General features: G+C 59.8%; 16 protein-coding genes and 2 tRNA genes. 12 read left to right on the forward strand and 6 right to left on the reverse strand.

Features of this window, described 5'->3' with window-relative positions; translation table 11 throughout:
- Positions 1-82: 82 nt before the first annotated feature.
- Together katE and PO860_RS07370 are read right to left on the reverse strand one after the other, a co-directional pair.
- Positions 83-2,200 (reverse strand): catalase, encoded by a 2,118-nt coding sequence (gene katE / locus PO860_RS07365; RefSeq protein WP_273885277.1) that lies wholly within the window; start codon positions 2,198-2,200, stop codon positions 83-85.
- 179 nt (positions 2,201-2,379) lie between these two features.
- Positions 2,380-3,300: a hypothetical protein gene (locus PO860_RS07370; RefSeq protein WP_183607574.1), complete on the reverse strand. Its 921-nt coding sequence runs from the start codon at positions 3,298-3,300 to the stop codon at positions 2,380-2,382.
- A gap of 330 nt (positions 3,301-3,630) precedes the next feature.
- Between PO860_RS07370 and PO860_RS07375 the strand changes: the two genes are divergently transcribed.
- Positions 3,631-3,810: a hypothetical protein gene (locus tag PO860_RS07375; RefSeq protein ID WP_246718274.1), complete on the forward strand. Its 180-nt coding sequence runs from the start codon at positions 3,631-3,633 to the stop codon at positions 3,808-3,810.
- A gap of 606 nt (positions 3,811-4,416) precedes the next feature.
- Here PO860_RS07375 and PO860_RS07380 read toward each other — a convergent pair.
- A tRNA-Asn gene (locus PO860_RS07380) sits at positions 4,417-4,491 on the reverse strand.
- 117 nt (positions 4,492-4,608) lie between these two features.
- On the opposite strand from PO860_RS07380, the gene PO860_RS07385 reads away from it, so the two are divergent.
- Together PO860_RS07385 and PO860_RS07390 are read left to right on the forward strand one after the other, a co-directional pair.
- Positions 4,609-4,926 (forward strand): hypothetical protein, encoded by a 318-nt coding sequence (locus tag PO860_RS07385; RefSeq protein WP_183607573.1) that lies wholly within the window; start codon positions 4,609-4,611, stop codon positions 4,924-4,926.
- 100 nt (positions 4,927-5,026) lie between these two features.
- Positions 5,027-5,326 (forward strand): hypothetical protein, encoded by a 300-nt coding sequence (locus tag PO860_RS07390; protein WP_273885278.1) that lies wholly within the window; start codon positions 5,027-5,029, stop codon positions 5,324-5,326.
- Positions 5,327-5,467: 141 nt separating this feature from the next.
- Here PO860_RS07390 and PO860_RS07395 read toward each other — a convergent pair whose 3' ends face one another.
- A complete protein-coding gene (locus tag PO860_RS07395; protein ID WP_273885279.1) occupies positions 5,468-5,803 on the reverse strand; it encodes a KTSC domain-containing protein in 336 nt (111 codons plus the stop codon).
- A gap of 260 nt (positions 5,804-6,063) precedes the next feature.
- Here PO860_RS07395 and PO860_RS07400 point away from each other — a divergent pair.
- From PO860_RS07400 to exoR, 7 genes are all read left to right on the forward strand, one after another.
- Positions 6,064-6,137: transfer RNA gene (locus tag PO860_RS07400), tRNA-Cys, on the forward strand.
- Between the two features lie 499 nt (positions 6,138-6,636).
- Positions 6,637-7,302, forward strand: a complete 666-nt coding sequence (locus PO860_RS07405) for a protein-L-isoaspartate O-methyltransferase family protein (RefSeq protein WP_273881849.1) — start codon at positions 6,637-6,639, stop codon at positions 7,300-7,302.
- 253 nt (positions 7,303-7,555) lie between these two features.
- Positions 7,556-8,428 (forward strand): DUF2497 domain-containing protein, encoded by an 873-nt coding sequence (locus tag PO860_RS07410; RefSeq protein ID WP_275038234.1) that lies wholly within the window; start codon positions 7,556-7,558, stop codon positions 8,426-8,428.
- Between the two features lie 116 nt (positions 8,429-8,544).
- The gene (locus tag PO860_RS07415; RefSeq protein WP_273885281.1) at positions 8,545-11,388 is read left to right on the forward strand and encodes a valine--tRNA ligase; all 2,844 of its coding nucleotides are present in this window, start codon (positions 8,545-8,547) and stop codon (positions 11,386-11,388) included.
- Positions 11,389-11,788: 400 nt separating this feature from the next.
- Positions 11,789-13,054, forward strand: a complete 1,266-nt coding sequence (locus tag PO860_RS07420) for an OmpP1/FadL family transporter (RefSeq protein WP_275035368.1) — start codon at positions 11,789-11,791, stop codon at positions 13,052-13,054.
- Positions 13,055-13,284: 230 nt separating this feature from the next.
- The gene (locus PO860_RS07425; protein ID WP_273885283.1) at positions 13,285-13,752 is read left to right on the forward strand and encodes a hypothetical protein; all 468 of its coding nucleotides are present in this window, start codon (positions 13,285-13,287) and stop codon (positions 13,750-13,752) included.
- Positions 13,753-13,774: 22 nt separating this feature from the next.
- Complete coding sequence (exoR, locus tag PO860_RS07430) at positions 13,775-14,578, forward strand: exopolysaccharide production regulator ExoR (protein WP_183607565.1); 804 nt, start codon at positions 13,775-13,777, stop codon at positions 14,576-14,578.
- Positions 14,579-14,610: 32 nt separating this feature from the next.
- On the opposite strand, the gene xth is transcribed toward exoR, so the two are convergent.
- Both xth and erpA read right to left on the reverse strand, forming a co-directional pair.
- On the reverse strand, positions 14,611-15,402 hold the full coding sequence (gene xth / locus PO860_RS07435) for an exodeoxyribonuclease III (RefSeq protein WP_275038235.1): 792 nt from the start codon (positions 15,400-15,402) through the stop codon (positions 14,611-14,613).
- A gap of 174 nt (positions 15,403-15,576) precedes the next feature.
- Entirely contained in the window at positions 15,577-15,909 is a 333-nt protein-coding gene (erpA, locus tag PO860_RS07440; protein ID WP_183607563.1) for an iron-sulfur cluster insertion protein ErpA, read from the reverse strand.
- Positions 15,910-16,130: 221 nt separating this feature from the next.
- Between erpA and PO860_RS07445 the strand changes: the two genes are divergently transcribed.
- Together PO860_RS07445 and argS are read left to right on the forward strand one after the other, a co-directional pair.
- Positions 16,131-17,348: a deoxyguanosinetriphosphate triphosphohydrolase gene (locus PO860_RS07445; RefSeq protein ID WP_183607562.1), complete on the forward strand. Its 1,218-nt coding sequence runs from the start codon at positions 16,131-16,133 to the stop codon at positions 17,346-17,348.
- A 64-nt stretch (positions 17,349-17,412) separates the two neighbouring features.
- Positions 17,413-19,170: an arginine--tRNA ligase gene (gene argS / locus PO860_RS07450; RefSeq protein ID WP_183607561.1), complete on the forward strand. Its 1,758-nt coding sequence runs from the start codon at positions 17,413-17,415 to the stop codon at positions 19,168-19,170.
- Positions 19,171-19,189: the final 19 nt, after the last annotated feature.

Genomic DNA, 19,189 nt, shown 5'->3' on the forward strand with positions numbered 1-19,189 from the left:
CGCCGTAAACGTACATAAAACCCGCGTTTCCGCGGGTTTATTCTGACGAGAAGTCGTTCCCTTACGGATGACGACGAGACGGTCAATTCAGCTTGACCGATGGCTCCCGACCCCAGACCCGGAGTTTGCCAAGCGCCTTGATGAAGGCGCTGACATCCTTCGCCGCGCCGAGCGCAATCACGCCCTCATCCAGGGAATCGGTAATGCCGGCCTTTTGCATGAGCGGCAGCGCTGTTTCCACATAACCGATGAACTTACAGTGGACGAAGGCATCTGACACGAAATCGCGGGCCGTCGCCTCCTTCAGCAGATCGCCGGTTCCCTCGGCCGAGGGGAGGAGGGCGACGGCGTCGTAAAGCACCGAAGGCCCGCCGTCGATCATCTGATGGGCCTCGATCCAATTGCCGTCCGAGAGCGTCACGCCGCCAATCTTTGGTGCGATCACTTCGAACGTCGCCTTCTGCTCGGTGATCTCGGCAAGCAGCGCCTTGAAGACTGCGGCATCGGTGCCGTCGCTGACAAGAATACCGAGCTTGCGTCCTTCGAACCGTTTCGGACCGCGCTCGATGATGCTGAGCGCCGGCGACGGCTCGAGATCCTGCCGCGTCGGCATGGCGGCATCGGCAGGCTTCGGCATTGACTTGAAGCCGAGTGCGTGGCCGACTTTGCTGGCCAGCGTCTCATCGATGTTCATCAGATGCGAAACCATCCGCTCGCGAATGACCGGTGTCTCGACCTTGCTCAGTTCGAAGGTCAGCGCTGCGGCGATATGGCGTTGCTCCGGCGGAGTCTGGCTGATGTAGAATTGCCGCGCCTGGCTGTAATGATCGGCAAAGCTTTCCGGCCGCAGCCGCACCTTGGGACCCTGTTCCTCGGCGGCGAAGTGACGATAGCCTTGAACCGGCGATTCCCGTGGTCCCTGATTCCACGAGTTCGGTTGGTAGTTGACGCGCCCGACGGGATTGCGCATCGCCATATGCCCATCCTGCTGGAAATTGTGGAAGGGACACTTCGGGGCGTTGATCGGCAGATGTGTGAAATTCGGACCGCCCAGACGTTTCAGTTGCGTGTCGAGATAGGAGAAGTTCCGTCCCTGCAGAAGCGGATCGTTGCTGAAGTCGATGCCGGGGGGAACGTTCTGCGTCATGAAGGCGACCTGTTCGGTCTCTGCGAAAAAGTTCTCGGGCATACGGTCGAGCACGAGACGGCCGATCGGTTTAACCGGAAGAATCTCCTCCGGAATGATCTTCGTCGGATCGAGAATGTCGAAATCGAACGTGTCGGCAAAGTCCTGATCGAAAAGCTGCACGCAAAGTTCCCATTCCGGGAAGTTTCCAGCCTGGATCGACTGCCAGAGGTCGCGGCGATGGAAATCCGGATCCGCACCATTGATTTTGACTGCTTCGTTCCAGGCGACCGACTGCAGGCCGAGTTTCGGTTTCCAGTGGAATTTGACGAAGGTCGATTCATCCGCTGCATTGACGAAGCGGAAGGTGTGAACGCCGAAACCCTCCATGAAGCGGAACGAGCGCGGAATCGCCCGGTCCGACATCACCCACATGATCATGTGCATGCTTTCCGGCGTGAGGGTGATGAAGTCCCAGAAATTGTCATGCGCCGACTGCGCCTGCGGAAATTCCTTGTCAGGCTCCGGCTTTACCGAATGGATGACATCGGGAAATTTGATCGCATCCTGAATGAAGAAAACGGGGATATTATTGCCGACCAGATCCCAATTTCCCTGCTGGGTGTAGAGCTTCACCGCGAAGCCGCGCACGTCGCGCGCCAGATCGAAGGAACCCTTGCTGCCGGCGACGGTCGAAAACCGGACGAAAGCCGGTGTTTTTTCGCCGGGCCGCTGGAAAAGATCGGCCCGGGTATAGGCGGCCAGGGATTCGTAGGTTTCGAAGTAGCCGTGAGCGCCGTACCCGCGGGCATGGACGACCCGCTCGGGGATGCGCTCGTGGTCGAAATGAAAGATCTTCTCGCGGAAATGGAAGTCGTCGATGAGGGCGGGGCCGCGGGCGCCGAGACGAAGTGTATTCTGATCGTCTGAGACCGGGCCGCCTTGCGCTGTGGTCAGCACCGGCATGCCGTCTTCGGCGAACTGATGAAGCTCACCACCCGCACCCCGCTGCAGTTTTTGATCATGGATCGTTGCGGTGTCCGAGGGCGAGGTCTTGGACGTCTTCTTGGCCATCTATTTTCTCCGGAAAGGGTTTGACTTAACCGAAGCTCAAAACCGGCCACATGTTCCGTTCAATGCGAAATAAACCGCCACCGACAGTCCCGCGCGTCTTATCCAATGCGCAAAGGACGCTGGGCTCATATAAAGGGGCGCGGGACTTTCGACCCCGCGCCTCCGGTTTCCCTAGTTTCTCAGACCCGGGGCCGAACGAGGAGGTCTTCCTCTTCGTCGCGTTGCGATCCGCCAAGCGCTGCAGCGGCAGAGGCGATGAAAGCCCCGATCAGCAGCGACAACGAGCCGAGCAAGGCCGTGGTGGATGCCGCTTTGCGGGCCTCGTCGGCCGCTTTCTGGGCGGCGACCTTGGCGTCATCGATACGCTTCAGCACCGTATCGACGCGGGTGCGCGCATCGGCTTCGGAAAGGCCGGTCCGAGCAGAGACGATGCTGGCGAGATAGGCCTTGTCGTCATCCGGGATTTGGCCCTCGGCGGCGCCCTTGAGAAGGATGCGCGATACCTCGGATGTTGCCGCGGCATCATTGGATGTCGCCGCCTCACGCACCTGGCCAGGGCGCAGCAATGCGTCGGTAAAATAGGAAGTGGAGAGGTCCACCGGGGCAGTTGCCGGCGATGCTGCTGCCGCACCGGCGACAGTGGCCGTCGATCCCACCGCCTGTGCGGCCGAACCCACGGCTTGTGCACCCGCGCCGGCCAGCGACGTCAGCGACGAGGCAAGAAATCCGGCGACGAAGACCGTCGCCAGAGCCCAGCTTATGAAACCATGCGCGGTGTCGCGGAAGAAAACTTCATCGGTGTGGACGGCCGCCCATTTCGTGCGCAGCCGGCCGGTAATATAGCCTCCGAGCGCCGAAGAGAGCCATTGCACCAGCACCAGCCAGATCGCCGCCGCCACGCCGAGCGTCCCGAGCGAACTGCTTTGGCCCGACCAGGGCGACACCATTGTCAGCCCGAGCCCGGATCCGAGAAGCAAAAGGATGAGGGTCACGCCGATGGCGGCGGCGGCACCCCCGAAGATAGGCCCCCATGTCATTGCCGATTTGGAGGATTCGACCGGAGTGGCAATCTCTCCGGAACCTGTCATTGAAACCGACATGATCTGTTCCTATCGCATAAACAGAGCAAGAAGAATGATGATCGGCAGTGGAACACCGAGCAGCCAAAGTAGAATACCGCGACCCATGAGAGACCTCCTGTCAGAAACTGACGTTACGTTGTTGATGCCACTCAACTTTTAACCACGGTCTTTGTTCCCGGCCGGCTTACTCATCGACGATCTTCATGCGGATCTCATGGAGATCGACGAAAATCTTGCGCGCCCGGAGTTAACGCCAGCGGGGAGCGCGCCTATATCCTTGGTTGAAGAGTGATCCGGAGGAGAGAGCAGAGGCTCTCATCACTCCCGCCGTAAACTGGAGAGCATTTGATGAGCAGATTTCGGGCATTTCTAGCAGCCGGAGCAATCAGCCTTGCCGCCTTGACCTCGGCCTGCTCGACACCGCCGAATTCATATGGCTCCGCATCGGGATATCAGCCGGGAGATTCGATGAACCCGGCCTGTGCGGACGGCTTCCGCCCCCGCGAGGGTCGTTCGTGCAGCTATTAGAGGCGGTCGGCTCCTGTCCGCAAAGAGCGGCGCTTGTGCGGCGCTCATTCCGATTGCCATACCGAGAGCCATGGCCGTGACCCTATACGGCTGCCGTGGCGATAGAATGCGTTCCGCGGCAGGAGCCGGGAGTTCGGTCTTTCAAATTTCTCCAATGGTGAAGAGAGAACGGCCACGTGATCTCGTGGCGGCGACGTGACGTCAATCTGCCGCCCGACCCCATTCTAAAGTTAATGGCAGTCGCGTCCTGCCGCAGTCGTATATCATCTGATCGTCAACGCAAAGCTGGTCGGCTGCGTAGGGCTTTGCATGCTGGTGCTCGGAGTACGGCCTTTCCCAACGCAACGAAGACAAAAGGTCGACGCGAGAGTTCGCGCCGACCTTTTTCAATCATCATCAGCAAAGCGCCAGTTCATCCGTGGTCGCCAGCAATCTGATTTCATGCAGTAAGTGTAGGCGGCTTGTGAATTATGGCAAGGATTACGGGGCTACCGATTTCTGGCTAGAACCAGCCAACGGCAGAAATCGATTTCAACAGCGGGAGAAAGGAAGGAAGAAAACGCCTGCTTTCGGACTCATCAACGAAACAGGCGCTTGCTTGAAAAATGGCTCCCCGGGCCGGATTCGAACCGGCGACCTGTCGATTAACAGTCGAATGCTCTACCGCTGAGCTACCAGGGATCACTGCTTGGCGCGGTGTGAGTGGGCTAATACAAACGCTTTCCCGATTTGCCAAGCAGTTTTTTCAAAAAAATGAAATGAACTTGTATTTGGGGTGTCGGTGCCCATCTCTGGGGAATGACGAACGGGAATGATCGCGAAGAGATGAGAAGCGGCGAAAAGCCCAAGAAGCGGGCACGGCGCTTCGGTATCGATCACGCCAGCGGCAGGCTTATGCTCGGCTCCTTCAGCATCGGCATGCCGCGCTCGCGCATCGCGCGGATGGCGATCGGCGTGGCCCTCATTCTCTGTGGGCTCCTGGGCTTCCTGCCGATCTTGGGCTTCTGGATGCTGCCGCTCGGCTTCCTCGTGCTTTCCCACGATCTGCCTGTTGCACGCCGGCTTCGGCGGCGGCTGGCCGTCTGGTGGCATAGGCGTCGGAACCCGGCTGGCTGACGCCACCTCTGAGATGTTCATGGAACGGTGAGCGCTTTTCGTATTCGTGGTTTATGGAATGTAAAACGCGAAAAATGCGTCACAATGGTGCAGGTGAGGAATGAAGGCATTGTTTGTAATCGCGCTGTCGGCGGCGACGATTCTCTCCGGCGTTCCCGCCGCGGCCCAAGCCATCGACAGCCGCGGTTTTGACGCTCGCGGCATTTGCCGCCGTCCCGAAGGCTGCGTGGTCGACCACGGCCAAGGCGGCAGCTATAACGGGCCTCGCAACTATCGCAATTTCAACGGCCGGAACGAGCGTGATGGCGGCAACGACCGCGGCCGGGACGACCGCCGCTTCCGCAATCAGAACAGAAGCGACAATTTCGACGCTGCATCCAGCCGCATTGCCGCTCTGTGATTGAGCCGGTCCAGCCTAAAGCGCGTCGCGATCTTTCAGATTCGCTCCTTGCACCTTAGCTCTTTATTTTCTCGCATGTCTCGGCAAAAGCGTTTCACGCTTTGCCTGGCAAAACCGCGGCACACTTTTGCGCGACATGCTTTAGTTCGATCTGAGTTCGCTTTCCTCGAAAATGCCGCCATGGTCCGGATCAAGGCTGGTTGCCATGAACAGGCTGCAGCCGGCAAGGATGAGGACGAGCTTGATCGCGTAGGACACGGAAACCGCATGTCCGCGGCCCGGTGATACGCGGGAAGGCGCAATATAATATTTGTAATAGAAGTCCGGATCGCTGGTTTCCAGCAGGTTCTGGTAGACGTGCGGCGGAATGTCCGCATGTTTCACCGGTGGAGAACCCGGAAACTTTACATGGAGATCCCGGCTCTCGGCATTGTATGCCGCACGCACGTGCTTCGATTTGAGGGTAGCCCAATTCATTGCAGCTCCTATCACCCTCCCGGTGGCAATATGAAGCCTGGCGGACGATCGTCAAGCTGACAATTTGTTTCGAAGGCAATCATCGGCAGGGAATAGAGCATCGTCCAAGTCATGGAATTTCCAGCCTGCGCCCGTTCCGTTGCGGGACGGGAAAATGGCCTTTTCGGCAGCGGCGGAATGGCGTTTTTCCGAAATGCCCCCTTGCGATTTCCTTACGATCATTCTAAACGCTCGCCACGGCTCAGATAATGAGCGTGTGAGGCCTCGTGGCGGAGTGGTGACGCAGAGGACTGCAAATCCTTGTACCCCGGTTCAATTCCGGGCGAGGCCTCCAAAAAATTCCACGCGACATAGATGGTCTGATTGCGGCTGGTTCGGCGATGCGGCGTCGCGCATGGGGCGCGGCCGGCAATCGCATTGATCTTCCAAAGGAACCGAGCGGATATCCTGCGTCCACCGGCGTGATATTGCCGCAGACGCCATGCAGGGGCTATCTTCGAGCGCGGTTCGTGCCCTGTCACTTCAGGGTCGTTTCGCCGTCCAGCAGCCCGCAGCAGAATATGCCGATGAGCGCTGCGACGATGAAGAAATCGAACAGCGTGAAATATTCGAAAATCGCAGACACGGCCTGCTCCTCCCTATTTCCTCCGCTGCAAATCATAACATGAAGGGGCAGGGGATGCCACGCTTGAGCTGCAGCGCCGCGTGTCCGCTGTGGCGCGGAAGAGGCGCCTGCCGGATTCTTTTCGCCGACGGCTGCCAAGCCTTGAAAGCATCCGTGGTGGGGATTAAGAGACGAGGGACAGGAACCGCTTTTCAAAGAGCGAGAGGACATGATGGATTTCGAAGCAGCGCGCGCAAAGATGGTCGACACCCAGGTTCGCACGACGGACGTTACCTCGCATTCCGTGCTGACGGCGCTTCTCACGGTGCCGCGTGAGGCATTCGTGCCGGAGAAGGCGAAGCTGTTGGCTTACATCGACAATGATGTCGAGATATCGGCCGCCGCACCCGGGAAGCCGGCCCGATTCTTGATGGAGGCATCGCCGCTTGCCAAGCTGCTGCAACTGGCTGAGATCACCAAGGATGATTTTGTCCTCGAAGTCGGCTGCGGCACCGGTTACACATCGGCGCTGCTGTCGATCATTGCCGGCTCCGTCATCGCACTCGAATGTGACGAGGCGCTTGCCGCCGAAGCGAAGGCGCAGCTTGCCGACTATGCCAAGGTCGAGGTCGTCACCGGCCCGCTCGAAAAGGGTTACGCTGCCGGCGCTCCCTATGACCTGATCTTCGTCAACGGCGCAGTCGAGGAGGTTCCGGCAGCTCTTCTCGGTCAATTGCGCGATGGCGGCCGTCTGATCACGGTCGAAGGTTACGGCAATGCCGCCCGCGCCAAGGTGTTCGTCGCCGAGCGCGGCGCCGTTTCGGAAAACGTCTTTTTCAACGCTTCGGTCAAGCCGCTGCCGGGTTTTGCCAAGGCGCGCGAATTCGTTTTCTAAGGCCGATTTTATCGATGCATTCAGCGACGGGCGCCATCGGCGCCCGTTTTTTGTCCGGGCCACACGAGAGCCTTCACAAACAGGATTTATCCTGACGCCGCCACGGCGCAGCCATCAGGTAACAAAACTGTGCATGGCCGCATTCATTTGATTCGCGATGATTTTTTTCATGGCTGGGGTATTCTAAGGTCGTGGTGATTCGGGTGAACGCTCCACATCATCCGGTCGTTGTTTTTGGATAACGGGGATAGAAATGGCTCAGCCAAGCGTAGCGCGTGAACCGTCCATGGAAGAAATTCTGGCCTCCATCCGCCAGATCATCGAAAGCAATGAGCCCGGCGCCGGCAAGGCGATTTCCGCATCCCTGCCGCCGGTCTACGGCGCCGACGAGGATGAGAACGGCTCCGAGATCCATCTGACGGTGGATGACACCTATGCCGGCGTGGAGTTCCCCGAACCGGCCTTGCGCTCCTCCGATCCCCGTTTCGTCGCCGCCAATTCGGCCGGCACCGCGCCCGAAGCAGAACTGCCGGCCCGCGCCCTGTCGCTTGCCGATGTCGCCGCCCGCGTGCGCGCCGCTTCCGAGCGCAGCGCCGTGCAGGCCGGCCAGGCGCTGCGTGAAATTCCGAGCGGTTTCCGCCAGCCCGAACCGCAGCCGGCCGCAATACCGGAGCCGCCGCGCGCCGCGGCGTCACAACCTCAAACCCAACCGGCACAGCCTGTTTTCCCGGCCGCTGCAGCGCCTGTTCAGCACGCTCCGGAGCAGCCGGCCGCGCAGGTGCTGATGCAAGCGCCTGAGGTGGTCGTCGCCGAGCCGGCGCCTGCTATCGAAACGCCGCCGCCGGCTTTTGAACCCGCTCAGTCCTCGGCCGAGCGTTTCCTGCCAAGCGTTATGGACGAGGTCCAGCCGGCGCTGCTTTCGGCGGATGCCGGCCTGCAGATCAGCCGCTCCTTCGAGGAGCTCGCCGCCGCGATCGACGGGGCCGAGCGCCGCTCGCTGGACGAGATCGCCGAGGATATGCTGCGCCCGATGCTGCGCGAATGGTTGGATGATAATCTGCCGACTCTGGTTGAACGGCTGGTGCGCGAGGAAATCGAGCGCGTGGCGCGCGGCCCGCGCCGCTGATCGGATTGCTTTTTCGTGGAAGAGCCGCTCCGGTCTCCGGGGCGGCTTTTTTATTGACTTGGCCGTGGCCATCCTATTTACAAACGCCACCCTCGAACCTCGAAATTGGTCAGAAAATGCTCGACAAGACCTATGATTCTGCTGCCGTCGAACCGAAAATCGCCGCCAAATGGGATGATGCGGACGCCTTCCGCGCCGGCGCGAACGCCAAGCCCGGGGCCGAGACCTTCACCATCGTGATCCCGCCGCCGAACGTCACCGGCTCGCTGCACATGGGTCACGCGCTGAACAACACGCTGCAGGATATCCTGGTGCGATTCGAGCGAATGCGCGGCAAGGACGTGCTCTGGCAGCCGGGCATGGACCATGCCGGCATCGCCACGCAGATGGTCGTCGAGCGCAAGCTGATGGAGCAGCAGCTGCCGGGCCGCCGCGAGATGGGCCGCGACGCCTTCATCGACAAGATTTGGGAGTGGAAGGCCGAATCGGGCGGCCTGATCTTCAACCAGCTGAAGCGCCTTGGCGCATCATGCGACTGGTCGCGTGAGCGCTTCACCATGGACGAAGGCCTGTCGAAGGCCGTTCTCGAAGTCTTCGTCACGCTCTACAAGGAAGGCCTGATTTACAAGGACAAGCGCCTCGTCAATTGGGACCCCAAACTCTTGACTGCTATCTCCGATATGGAGGTCGAACAGCAGGAGGTGAAGGGGCATCTCTGGCATCTGCGCTATCCGCTCGAGCCTGGTGTTACCTATCAATATCCGATTGCCTTCGACGAGGAGGGCAAGCCGACCGAATTCGAGACGCGTGACTATATCGTCGTCGCGACGACGCGGCCGGAAACGATGCTGGGCGATACCGGCATTGCCGTGAACCCCGAGGATGAGCGTTATAAGCCGATCGTCGGCAAGCATGTCATCCTGCCGATCGTCGGTCGCAAAATTCCGATTGTCGCCGATTCCTATGCGGACCCGACGGCTGGCACCGGCGCGGTGAAGGTCACGCCTGCGCATGACTTCAACGACTTCGAGGTCGGCAAGCGGGCAAAGCTGCGTGCCATCAACATCATGAATATCGACGCCACGATCGCCATCAAGGACAATGAGGACTTCCTCGAGGGTCTCGACAATCCGGCGGCACTCCATGGCGCCTGGGATCGCCTGGAAGGGCAGGACCGTTTCTATGCACGCAAGGTCATCGTCGAGATTTTCGAGGAGGCCGGCCTCCTCGATAAGATCGAGCCGCACAAGCACATGGTCCCGCACGGCGATCGCGGTGGCGTGCCGATCGAACCGCGGTTGACGGAACAATGGTTTGTCGACAACAAGACCTTGGGACAACCCGCGCTGGAATCCGTTCGCGAGGGAAGAGCAAGGTTTATCCCCAGGAACTGGGAAAACACCTATTTCAACTGGCTGGAGAACATCGAGCCCTGGTGCATTTCCCGCCAGCTCTGGTGGGGGCATCAGATTCCCGCTTGGTATGGCCCGGATGGCCAAGTCTTCGTCGAAAAGACCGAGGAAGAGGCGCTCCAGGCGGCGATCCAGCATTACCTCTCACATGAGGGGCCGATGAAGGCCTATGTCGAGGACCTGCTGGAAAACTTCAAGCCGGGCGAGATCCTGACGCGTGACGAGGACGTGCTCGACACATGGTTCTCCTCGGCACTCTGGCCCTTCTCGACACTCGGCTGGCCGGATGAGACGCCGGAACTTGCACGTTATTACCCGACCAACGTTCTCGTCACCGGTTTCGATATCATCCCCTTCTGGGTCGTTCGCATGATGCAGATGGGCCTGCATTTCATGAAGGATGAGAATGGCGATCCCGTCGAGCCCTTCCATACGATCTACATTCACGCGCTGGTGCGCGACAAGAATGGGCAGAAGATGTCGAAGTCGAAGGGCAACGTCATCGATCCCCTGGAACTGATCGACGAATACGGCGCCGACGCGCTGCGTTTCACCTTGGCGATCATGGCTGCGCAGGGCCGCGACGTGAAGCTCGATCCGGCCCGCATCGCCGGCTACCGCAATTTCGGCACCAAGCTCTGGAACGCCACGCGCTTCGCCGAGATGAACGGCGCCAAAAGCGACCCACATTTCGTTCCTGAAGCCGCCGAACTCACCATCAATCGCTGGATCCTGACGGAGCTTGCCCGTACGGAACGTGACGTTACGGAAGCGCTCGAAGCCTTCCGCTTCAACGATGCCGCCGGCGCGCTCTATCGCTTCGTCTGGAACGAGGTCTGCGACTGGTATCTCGAGCTCCTGAAGCCTGTCTTCAACGGCGAGGATGAAGGCGCCAAGGCCGAGGCCCAGGCCTGCAGCGCCTATATTCTCGAAGAAATTTACAAGCTGCTGCATCCCTTCATGCCCTTCATGACCGAAGAGCTCTGGGCGCATACGGCCGGCGAGGGCAAGGAGCGCGACACACTGGTCTGCCATGCCGAATGGCCGTCGCCGTCTTATGCCGATGACGCGGCCGCCGACGAGATCAACTGGCTAATCGACCTCGTCTCCGGCATCCGCTCGGTGCGCGCCGAAATGAACGTGCCGCCATCGGCGACAGCCCCGCTCGTCGTCGTCAAGGCCAACAACCTGACGCGCGAAAGGCTGTTCCGCCACGACGCCGCCATCAAGCGGCTTGCGCGTGTGGAGGCGATATCGCTGGCCGACAATGCGCCGAAGGGCGCCGCTCAGATCGTCGTCGCCGAGGCCACGATCTGCCTGCCGCTCGGCAATCTAATCGACCTCTCCGCCGAAAAGGCTCGGCTTGAAAAAGCGATTGCCAAGATGGAAGCAGAGATCGCCCGCATCAACGGCAAGCTCTCCAACGAGAAGTTCGTCGCCAACGCCAATCCCGAAGTGGTGGAGGCCGAGCGCGAGCGCCTCGAAGAACTGAAGGGCCAGATCAGCAGCCTGAAGACCGCCCTTTCCAGGGTGAGCGAAGCCGGATAAGTTTCACCGTCCATTTTGGTAAGTTATTTCAAAGACGCGCCCCGCTGCGGGCGCGTCTTTTTGTCGTTTTAGGCGTGCATGATTCGGTCTGGAAAGCGGCCGGCTTCAGGCGCTGAGCCTGTGGATTGTGGCTTTACGGCAATCCGACCGGCGAAAACTGTCACTGTTGTCGGATTGATACAGCTTCCGCAATGTTTGGAATGAAAACCCAAAAGCCCATCTGAAAATCCAAAACTCTGGAATAAAATTTTATTAACCAGATTTTTTGACGTGTCCGTCAATTTCTTTACGTAAGTTGGCCGCTGCAATGCCTGGGAGCGCCGCCGTGGGGCGCGTTGCCAGGGCGAGGAAACACTTACTACAGTGGCGTAACATCAATTGCTGGAGTGGGGGAGACACAATGGCATCGCGTAGGTTTTCCAAGGGCGTAACGTCGCTGGTACTTTTTTCGTCGCTTGCATCGCCGTCCTTCGCCGGCGGTCTGGAGCGCGGCGGATACAATATCGATCAGCTGTTCGATACGTCGCCTTTCTCATTTCAGTCGGGCGTGACCTACGTCACGCCGCAGCGCAGGCTGAAGGACGTCCGTGACACGAATACCTCCGTCTTCACCGGGGGTGGCAATCTGAACACCCGTCCAAACAGCGCCGATGAGACGGCGAATTACACCATTCCCTATATCGGCTTCAAAGCCGGCTTCGCCGATACGATCGACTGCCTCGTCGACTATTCCGAGCCCTTTGGCGGGCATTCCAATCCCGGTATGAACTGGGCGGGCGCCAACAACAATATCGAAACCGAGATCAAAACCCGCAACTATGGCGGCACTTGCTCCTATCGCTTCGACGTCGGCCCGGGACAGCTTCGTTTCATTGGCGGCGCCTTCTATCAGGAAGTCGAGGGCTTCAAGGAACGGCTGGTTTCCACGCTTCCGCTTCTCCTCGGCACCGGCAACGGCATCGGCCGCCTCGATCTCGAAGATAGCGGCTGGGGCTGGCGCGCCGGTCTCGCTTACGAGATCCCGGAATATGCGATGCGCGCGAGTCTCGTTTATAACAGCCGCGTCAAGTACGATAACCTGACCGGCACCGTTGATCTCCGTCAGGTTCCAGTTGTGCCGACATTTGGAGGTCAAATCACGGACGTCTTCGGCTCTGCTGAGGCGCCGGATTCGCTGGAGCTGAAGTTGCAAAGCGGTATCGCTCCGGATTGGCTCGCCTTCGGATCGGTCAAGTGGACGAACTGGAGTGTCCTCCAATCTGTGCCTTTCTGCCCGAAGTCGACGAAAGGCCTCGCTGCCTGTACTTCCGGCGGTGCGACGGAGTTGACCTCGCTCGACCTTCTTTATCGCGACGGCTGGACGATCAGCGGTGGTGTCGGCCACAAGTTCAACGATCAGTGGGCAGGCGCCGTCAGCCTGACATGGGACCGCGGCACCAGCCAGGGCTATGGCACGCAGACCGACAGCTGGACGGTGGGCCTCGGTGCCGCCTACACGCCGACCGAACATATCGAATGGCGCTTTGCCGGTGCCGTGGGCGTGTTGACGAGCGGTTCGTCCGGCGTTGTGACCCAGAATGGCGTCACGTTTGGAGATGATGTCTCCTATTCCTTTGGCAACGATCTAGTCGCTGCACTGTCGACGAGCCTAAAGGTCAAGTTCTAATTCCACGATTTGAAGAATTGAGGAGCCCGGCACTGCCGGGCTCTTCTTTATTCGCGCCCGTTAATCATGCCATTTCCCGGTCCCGTTTTGTGACGATTCAGCAACACTTTTTTACGACGGTTTGCGTATGATAGCCGTGAGGCGAATTTGTCCATTTCCCGCCACAAAGAGGGAGCACCGCTATTTGCAGGCGAGGAGATGGCAGGCTTACGGTGCGTGTAGTTAGTAGCATGGGTCGATTTTTTTCCGGTAACAGCAGATCGCGCGATACGATTGGCAACAATCGTTTGTTTGTGGTCGTTTTGCTTTCCGCACAAGGCTGTTCCAGCCGCCAATCCGGCTCCGCGGCGACGCCGACGAGCCGTTCATTGTTGCGGTTTTCGCCCCGCTTGGATGAGCAGCCCGGCATTGCCGGAGATGTCGATACCGGTTTCGTCACATTTGCTGGTTACGAATGCGATAAAGGCGGGAAGGCGGATACCGCACCTGCTGAAAGAGTGCCACGGAGATTGCAGTTGGGCCATGCCGGGAGCCGGGTGGTTCTGAACGATGCGCTGAAAATACGGCCTTTGAGAAAGGGCCAGTGGGCTGGATGCGACGCGGGCAAAGGAGCCATGGAGCTCGCCGCGGGATCGCTCGCCTCGAAGACATACATCCGCGGAATGCACGGCGCCAGCGCCGCTGCCTCCTGCCTGTGATGAGCGAAAGAAATCGGTTGAAATGGTGACGTCCGAGTTCAAACTGTTCAAATTCATGCTGTTGGGCATGTCTATGGCCGTAGCGCTGGCGCTGTCCGGTCCGGTCCTCGCATTCGACATCAAGGCGGGCGTCAGCAAGGAATCCGGACCCTTCGATCTCTTCAAGTTCGGCTTCAAAGCCTATAAGAACGGACAGAAGGAAGAGGCCGTCGAAGCCTATAAATACGCCGCCGAAAAGGGGCACACCGGCTCGCGCTGGGCGCTCGCCAATATGTATGCCGACGGCGATGGCGTCACGCAGGATGATTTCGAAGCCTTCAAGATCTACAGCGAGATCGCCCAGCAGGGCGTCGAACCCGGCTCGGAAGATACCGGCTTCTTCGTCAACGCGCTGCTCTCGCTCGCCAATTATTACAAGCACGGCATTTCAGGCAGTCCGGTCCGGATCGACCTCAGCCAGGCACGCCAGCTTTATTTTCAGGTCGCCTCCACCTTTGGCGTTCCCGAGGCGCAGTTCCAGCTGGCGCAGATGATGCTGGCCGGCGAGGGCGGCAATGCCAGCCCGCAGCAGGCGAAGAAATGGCTGAACCAGGCCCGCAAGAGCGGTCATCCCGGCGCCATGGCGGTCTTCGGCAATATTCTTTTCGACGAAGGCCAGACAGCCCGTGGCCTGGCGCTGATGACGGCAGCACTCGACCGCTGCAAGCCGAAGGATTGCAGCTGGATGGAAGCGCTGCAGGAACAGGCCTTCTCAGTTGCCAACGAGGCCGACCGCCGCACGGCGGTATCCCTCTCGCACAACATCGCGACCGGCTCCGACGATTGAGGCTGAGCCTCAGGCGACCTGAGGCGGGAGCCTCAAGCGGCGAAATCGAAATAGGCGATAACAGGCACGTGGTCGGACGGCTTTTCCCAGGCCCGCACGTGTTTTTCGATCGCAGCCGACGTCATCCGGTCGGCAGCTTCCGGCGACAGCAGCAGATGGTCGATGCGGATGCCGTTGTTCTTCGGCCAGGCGCCGGCCTGATAATCCCAGAAGGAATAGAACTGCGTCGCATCCGTCGTCGCGCGCACCGCATCCGTCAGCCCGAGATTTTCGAGCTTGCGGAACGCCTCCCGCGTCTGCGGCAGAAACAGCGCGTCGTTTTCCCAGACCTTGGGGTCGAAGCAGTCGTGCGGTTCCGGAATGACATTGTAATCGCCGGCAAGGACCAGCATCTCTTCATAGGCCAGCCGCTCGGCCGCAAACGTCCGCAGGCGCTCCATCCAGGCGAGCTTGTAGGGATACTTCTCCGTGTCGACGGGATTGCCGTTCGGCAGGTAGAGGCAGCAGACGCGCAGGATCCGCGTGTCGGGCAGTGTGAACACCGCTTCGAGGAAGCGCGACTGTTCGTCGAGCGGATCGCCGGGCAAGCCGCGGTTCACTTCGAAAGGTGAACTCTTGGAGAGGATCGCCACGCCATTGAAGCCCTTCTGGCCGTGCGTCTCGACGTGATAGCCGAGCGCCTGGATCTCCAGCCGGGGAAAGCCTTCGTCGACCGTCTTGATCTCCTGCAGGCAGACGATATCCGGATCGGAATCCTTGAGCCATTGCGTGAGATTGTCGATGCGCGCCTTGACGCCGTTGATGTTCCAGGTCGCGATCTTCATGGCTCTCCCGTTCCCGTCATTGCATGTCGCCCCATTGTTGCATGTCGTCCGGCGTGTGTTTCGAAGCGCGGCGCGCTTCTTTTATCGCGGTCTTTTACAACAGGACAAGACGATAAACCGGCCGAGAACAATTCTTCGGCCGGTTCGATGGGGAAATGCGATGCGCCTGGATGTTCAGATCGAGAAGCTGGTGCCGCAACCGCAGCTCGCCACCGCATTCGGGTTCTTGATCTGGAAGGATTGACCCAGCAGATTGTCGACGAAGTCGATCTCCGAGCCGGCCATGTAGACGAGCGACAGGCTGTCGATCAGCACTTTGGCATTGTTCTTTTCGACGACGACGTCGTCGTCACCAGCGCCGTCGGCAAGATCGAACTTGTAGGAAAAGCCCGAACAGCCGCCGCCTTCGACGGAAACGCGCAGGGCGCTCTTGCCGGCTTCGGCGCCGACGATCGCAGCGATACGCTTTGCTGCGGCATCTGAAAGGGTTACACTCGTATCTGTCATGTTTCCTCCTGCCGGGGTCAAGATCCGGAGAGAATGGGTTTTGGCACTCAAATGTTCAAATGCCTGATATCAAACAAACTTATCATGATCTTCGAAAAAAGGCCATGATGCGCCGAAGCGGTAAAAAAGCGCCTCTTTGCCGTTTGGTCGGGCTATAGGTATGAAGAGCGCAAAGCGGCGTCAATGGGCAGATGCGCCAACATGCAGGATGACGGTGAAGAATGACGATCGATACGCGTGCTTTAGGTTTCGGCAGCAGTGAAAGAGCGGTCTATGCGGCCGACCCCTGGACGACGCGCGGACGGCTTTATCCGGAGGACGGAAGCCCGACGCGCTCCGATTTCCAGCGCGACCGCGACCGCATCGTCCACACCACCGCCTTTCGCCGGCTGAAGCATAAGACCCAGGTCTTCATCGCCCAGGACGGCGATCACTACCGCACCCGGCTGACGCACACGATCGAGGTGGCGCAGATTGCCCGCGCGCTCGCCCGCGCCCTGAAGCTCGACGAGGATCTGGCCGAGGGCGTGGCGCTGGTCCACGATTTCGGCCACACGCCGTTCGGCCATACCGGCGAGGACGCGCTGCACGAGGTGCTACTGCCCTATGGCGGCTTCGACCACAATGCACAATCGCTGCGCATCGTGACCAAGCTGGAGCGGCGTTATGCCGAATTCGACGGCATCAACCTGACCTGGGAAAGCCTCGAAGGTCTCGTCAAGCATAATGGGCCGCTGCTGACACCCGATGGCGTGGGTACACGCGGCCCGGTTCCGCAGCCGATCCTCGATTATTGCGAACTGCACGATCTTGAGCTTGCGACCTATGCCAGCCTGGAGGCCCAGGTCGCCGCAATCGCCGACGACATCGCCTATAACACCCACGATATCGACGACGGCCTGCGCTCCGGCTACCTGACTTTCGATATGCTCGAAGAAATCCCGTTCCTTGCCGGGCTGATGGCCGAGGTGAGGGCGCGATACCCGCATCTGGAGCCGAGCCGCTTCACCCATGAAATCATGCGCCGGCAGATCACCCGCATGGTCGAAGACGTGATCGGCGTGGCGCAGCAGCGCCTTTCCCTGCTGCGCCCCGGGAGCGCAACCGACATCCGCGGCGCCGACCGGGTTGTCGCCACCTTCTCCGAGGGGATGGCCGAAACCGACAGGCAGATCAAGGCGATGCTCTTCAAGCGCATCTATCGCAATCCCGATATCATGCGCATCCGCGCCGGTGCGGCCCAGATCGTCACCGATCTCTTTGCCGCCTACATGGCCAATCCCAAGGAGATGCAGAGCCATTACTGGGTCGATCATATTGCCGGCCTCTCCGATGCGCCGAAGGCCCGCCACGTCGGCGATTATCTCGCCGGTATGACCGACACCTACGCGATCAGCGCCCACAGGCGATTGTTTGACCACACTCCGGATTTGCGATAGGCAGCGGTCGCCCAGCCAAGGGCCGATTTGAGCTTTTGGCACAGCCTATGCATGGAAGAGTGCGATGAACCTTTTTACCGACTTCGAAGCCAGGATCAAAACCGCCCTTGAACAGATCGATCTGGTCAGGGAAAAGCGATCCGAGCTCGATTTCGGCCGCATCGCCGTCGAGCCGCCGCGTGACGCGAGCCACGGAGATGTCGCCACCAATGCCGCAATGGTGCTGGCAAAACCGCTCGGAACCAACCCGCGCGCGCTGGCCGACGTCATCATCGCCAAGCTGAAGGAGGATGCCGACGTCGCCGATGTTTCGGTCGCGGGTCCCGGTTTCATCAACATTCGGCTCGCCGTCGGTTACTGGCAGCGGCTGCTCGCCGCTATGATCGGCGCCAGCACCGATTACGGCCGCTCGACGCTCGGCGCGGGCAGGAAGGTCAACGTCGAATATGTCTCGGCCAATCCGACCGGCCCGATGCATGTCGGCCATTGCCGCGGCGCCGTCGTCGGCGATGCGCTGGCCAACCTGCTCGCCTTTGCCGGCTACGGCGTCGAGAAGGAATATTACATCAACGATGCCGGCTCGCAGATCGACGTGCTCGCCCGTTCCGTCTTCCTGCGCTATCGCGAAGCGCTCGGCGAAAAGATCGGCGAAATCCCCTCGGGTCTTTATCCGGGTGACTATCTGGTGCCCGTCGGCCAGTCGCTTGCCGCCGATTATGGCGTGCGGTTGCACAACATGCCGGAAGACCAATGGATGCCGATCGTCAAGGACCGCACAATCGATGCGATGCTGGTGATGATCCGCGAAGATCTGGCGGCGCTGAACGTCCATCACGACGTCTTCTTCTCCGAGCGTACGCTGCATGCCAATGGCGCGGCCGCGATCCGCACGGCAATCAACGACCTGACCTTCAAGGGCTATGTCTACAAGGGCACGCTGCCGCCGCCGAAGGGCCAGCTTGCCGAGGACTGGGAGGATCGCGAGCAGACGCTGTTCCGCTCGACCGAAGTGGGCGACGACATGGACCGGCCGCTGATCAAGTCGGACGGCTCCTACACCTATTTCGCCGCCGACGTCGCCTACTTCAAGAACAAGTTCGATCGTGGTTTCGACGAAATGATCTATGTGCTCGGCGCCGACCATGGCGGCTACGTCAAGCGCCTGGAAGCGGTTGCACGCGGCGTGTCGGATGGTAAGGCGAAACTGACGGTGCTGCTCTGCCAGCTCGTCAAGCTCTATCGCAACGGCGAGCCGGTGAAGATGTCGAAACGTTCGGGCGATTTCGTCACGCTTCGGGATGTCGTCGAGGAAGTCGGCCGTGATTCGGTCCGTTTCATGATGCTTTACCGCAAGAATTCCGAACCGCTCGACTTCGATTTCGCCAAAGTGACGGAACAGTCGAAAGATAATCCGGTTTTTTACGTGCAGTATGCGCATGCCCGCTGCATGTCGGTCTTTCGGCAGGCGAGGGAGGCTTTTCCCGACCTCGAAGTTTCACCCGAGCAACTCGCGAAAACCGTTGCAGGCATTGGCGATCCGGCCGAATTGCAGCTCGTCGCCAAGCTTGCTGAATTCCCGCGGATCATCGAAGCGGCGGCCCAGTCGCAGGAGCCCCATCGCGTCGCTTTTTACCTCTACGACCTCGCCAGTTCGTTCCACGCGCACTGGAACAAAGGTAAAGATCAGCCGGAATTACGATTTGTTAATGATAAAAACCGAGAATCAAGTATTGCCAGACTTGGGCTGGTGTACGCCGTCGCGTCGGTTTTGAAGTCGGGACTTGCCATTACAGGCACTGCCGCACCGGACGAAATGCGATAACGTCACCATTTCCCCACAT

The organism is Rhizobium binxianense (assembly GCF_028994275.1).
Lineage (GTDB): Bacteria > Pseudomonadota > Alphaproteobacteria > Rhizobiales > Rhizobiaceae > Rhizobium > Rhizobium binxianense.

Coding starts and splice junctions, on each gene's coding strand:
- xth (WP_275038235.1), bottom strand. CDS start 15,402: ATGAAGATCGCGACCTGGAACATCAACGGCGTCAAGGCGCGCATCGAC.
- katE (WP_273885277.1), bottom strand. CDS start 2,200: ATGGCCAAGAAGACGTCCAAGACCTCGCCCTCGGACACCGCAACGATC.
- exoR (WP_183607565.1), top strand. CDS start 13,775: ATGGTGACGTCCGAGTTCAAACTGTTCAAATTCATGCTGTTGGGCATG.
- argS (WP_183607561.1), top strand. CDS start 17,413: ATGAACCTTTTTACCGACTTCGAAGCCAGGATCAAAACCGCCCTTGAA.
- PO860_RS07415 (WP_273885281.1), top strand. CDS start 8,545: ATGCTCGACAAGACCTATGATTCTGCTGCCGTCGAACCGAAAATCGCC.
- PO860_RS07405 (WP_273881849.1), top strand. CDS start 6,637: ATGATGGATTTCGAAGCAGCGCGCGCAAAGATGGTCGACACCCAGGTT.
- PO860_RS07410 (WP_275038234.1), top strand. CDS start 7,556: ATGGCTCAGCCAAGCGTAGCGCGTGAACCGTCCATGGAAGAAATTCTG.
- PO860_RS07425 (WP_273885283.1), top strand. CDS start 13,285: ATGGGTCGATTTTTTTCCGGTAACAGCAGATCGCGCGATACGATTGGC.
- PO860_RS07375 (WP_246718274.1), top strand. CDS start 3,631: ATGAGCAGATTTCGGGCATTTCTAGCAGCCGGAGCAATCAGCCTTGCC.
- PO860_RS07420 (WP_275035368.1), top strand. CDS start 11,789: ATGGCATCGCGTAGGTTTTCCAAGGGCGTAACGTCGCTGGTACTTTTT.
- PO860_RS07370 (WP_183607574.1), bottom strand. CDS start 3,300: ATGTCGGTTTCAATGACAGGTTCCGGAGAGATTGCCACTCCGGTCGAA.
- erpA (WP_183607563.1), bottom strand. CDS start 15,909: ATGACAGATACGAGTGTAACCCTTTCAGATGCCGCAGCAAAGCGTATC.
- PO860_RS07445 (WP_183607562.1), top strand. CDS start 16,131: ATGACGATCGATACGCGTGCTTTAGGTTTCGGCAGCAGTGAAAGAGCG.
- PO860_RS07390 (WP_273885278.1), top strand. CDS start 5,027: ATGAAGGCATTGTTTGTAATCGCGCTGTCGGCGGCGACGATTCTCTCC.
- PO860_RS07385 (WP_183607573.1), top strand. CDS start 4,609: ATGACGAACGGGAATGATCGCGAAGAGATGAGAAGCGGCGAAAAGCCC.
- PO860_RS07395 (WP_273885279.1), bottom strand. CDS start 5,803: ATGAATTGGGCTACCCTCAAATCGAAGCACGTGCGTGCGGCATACAAT.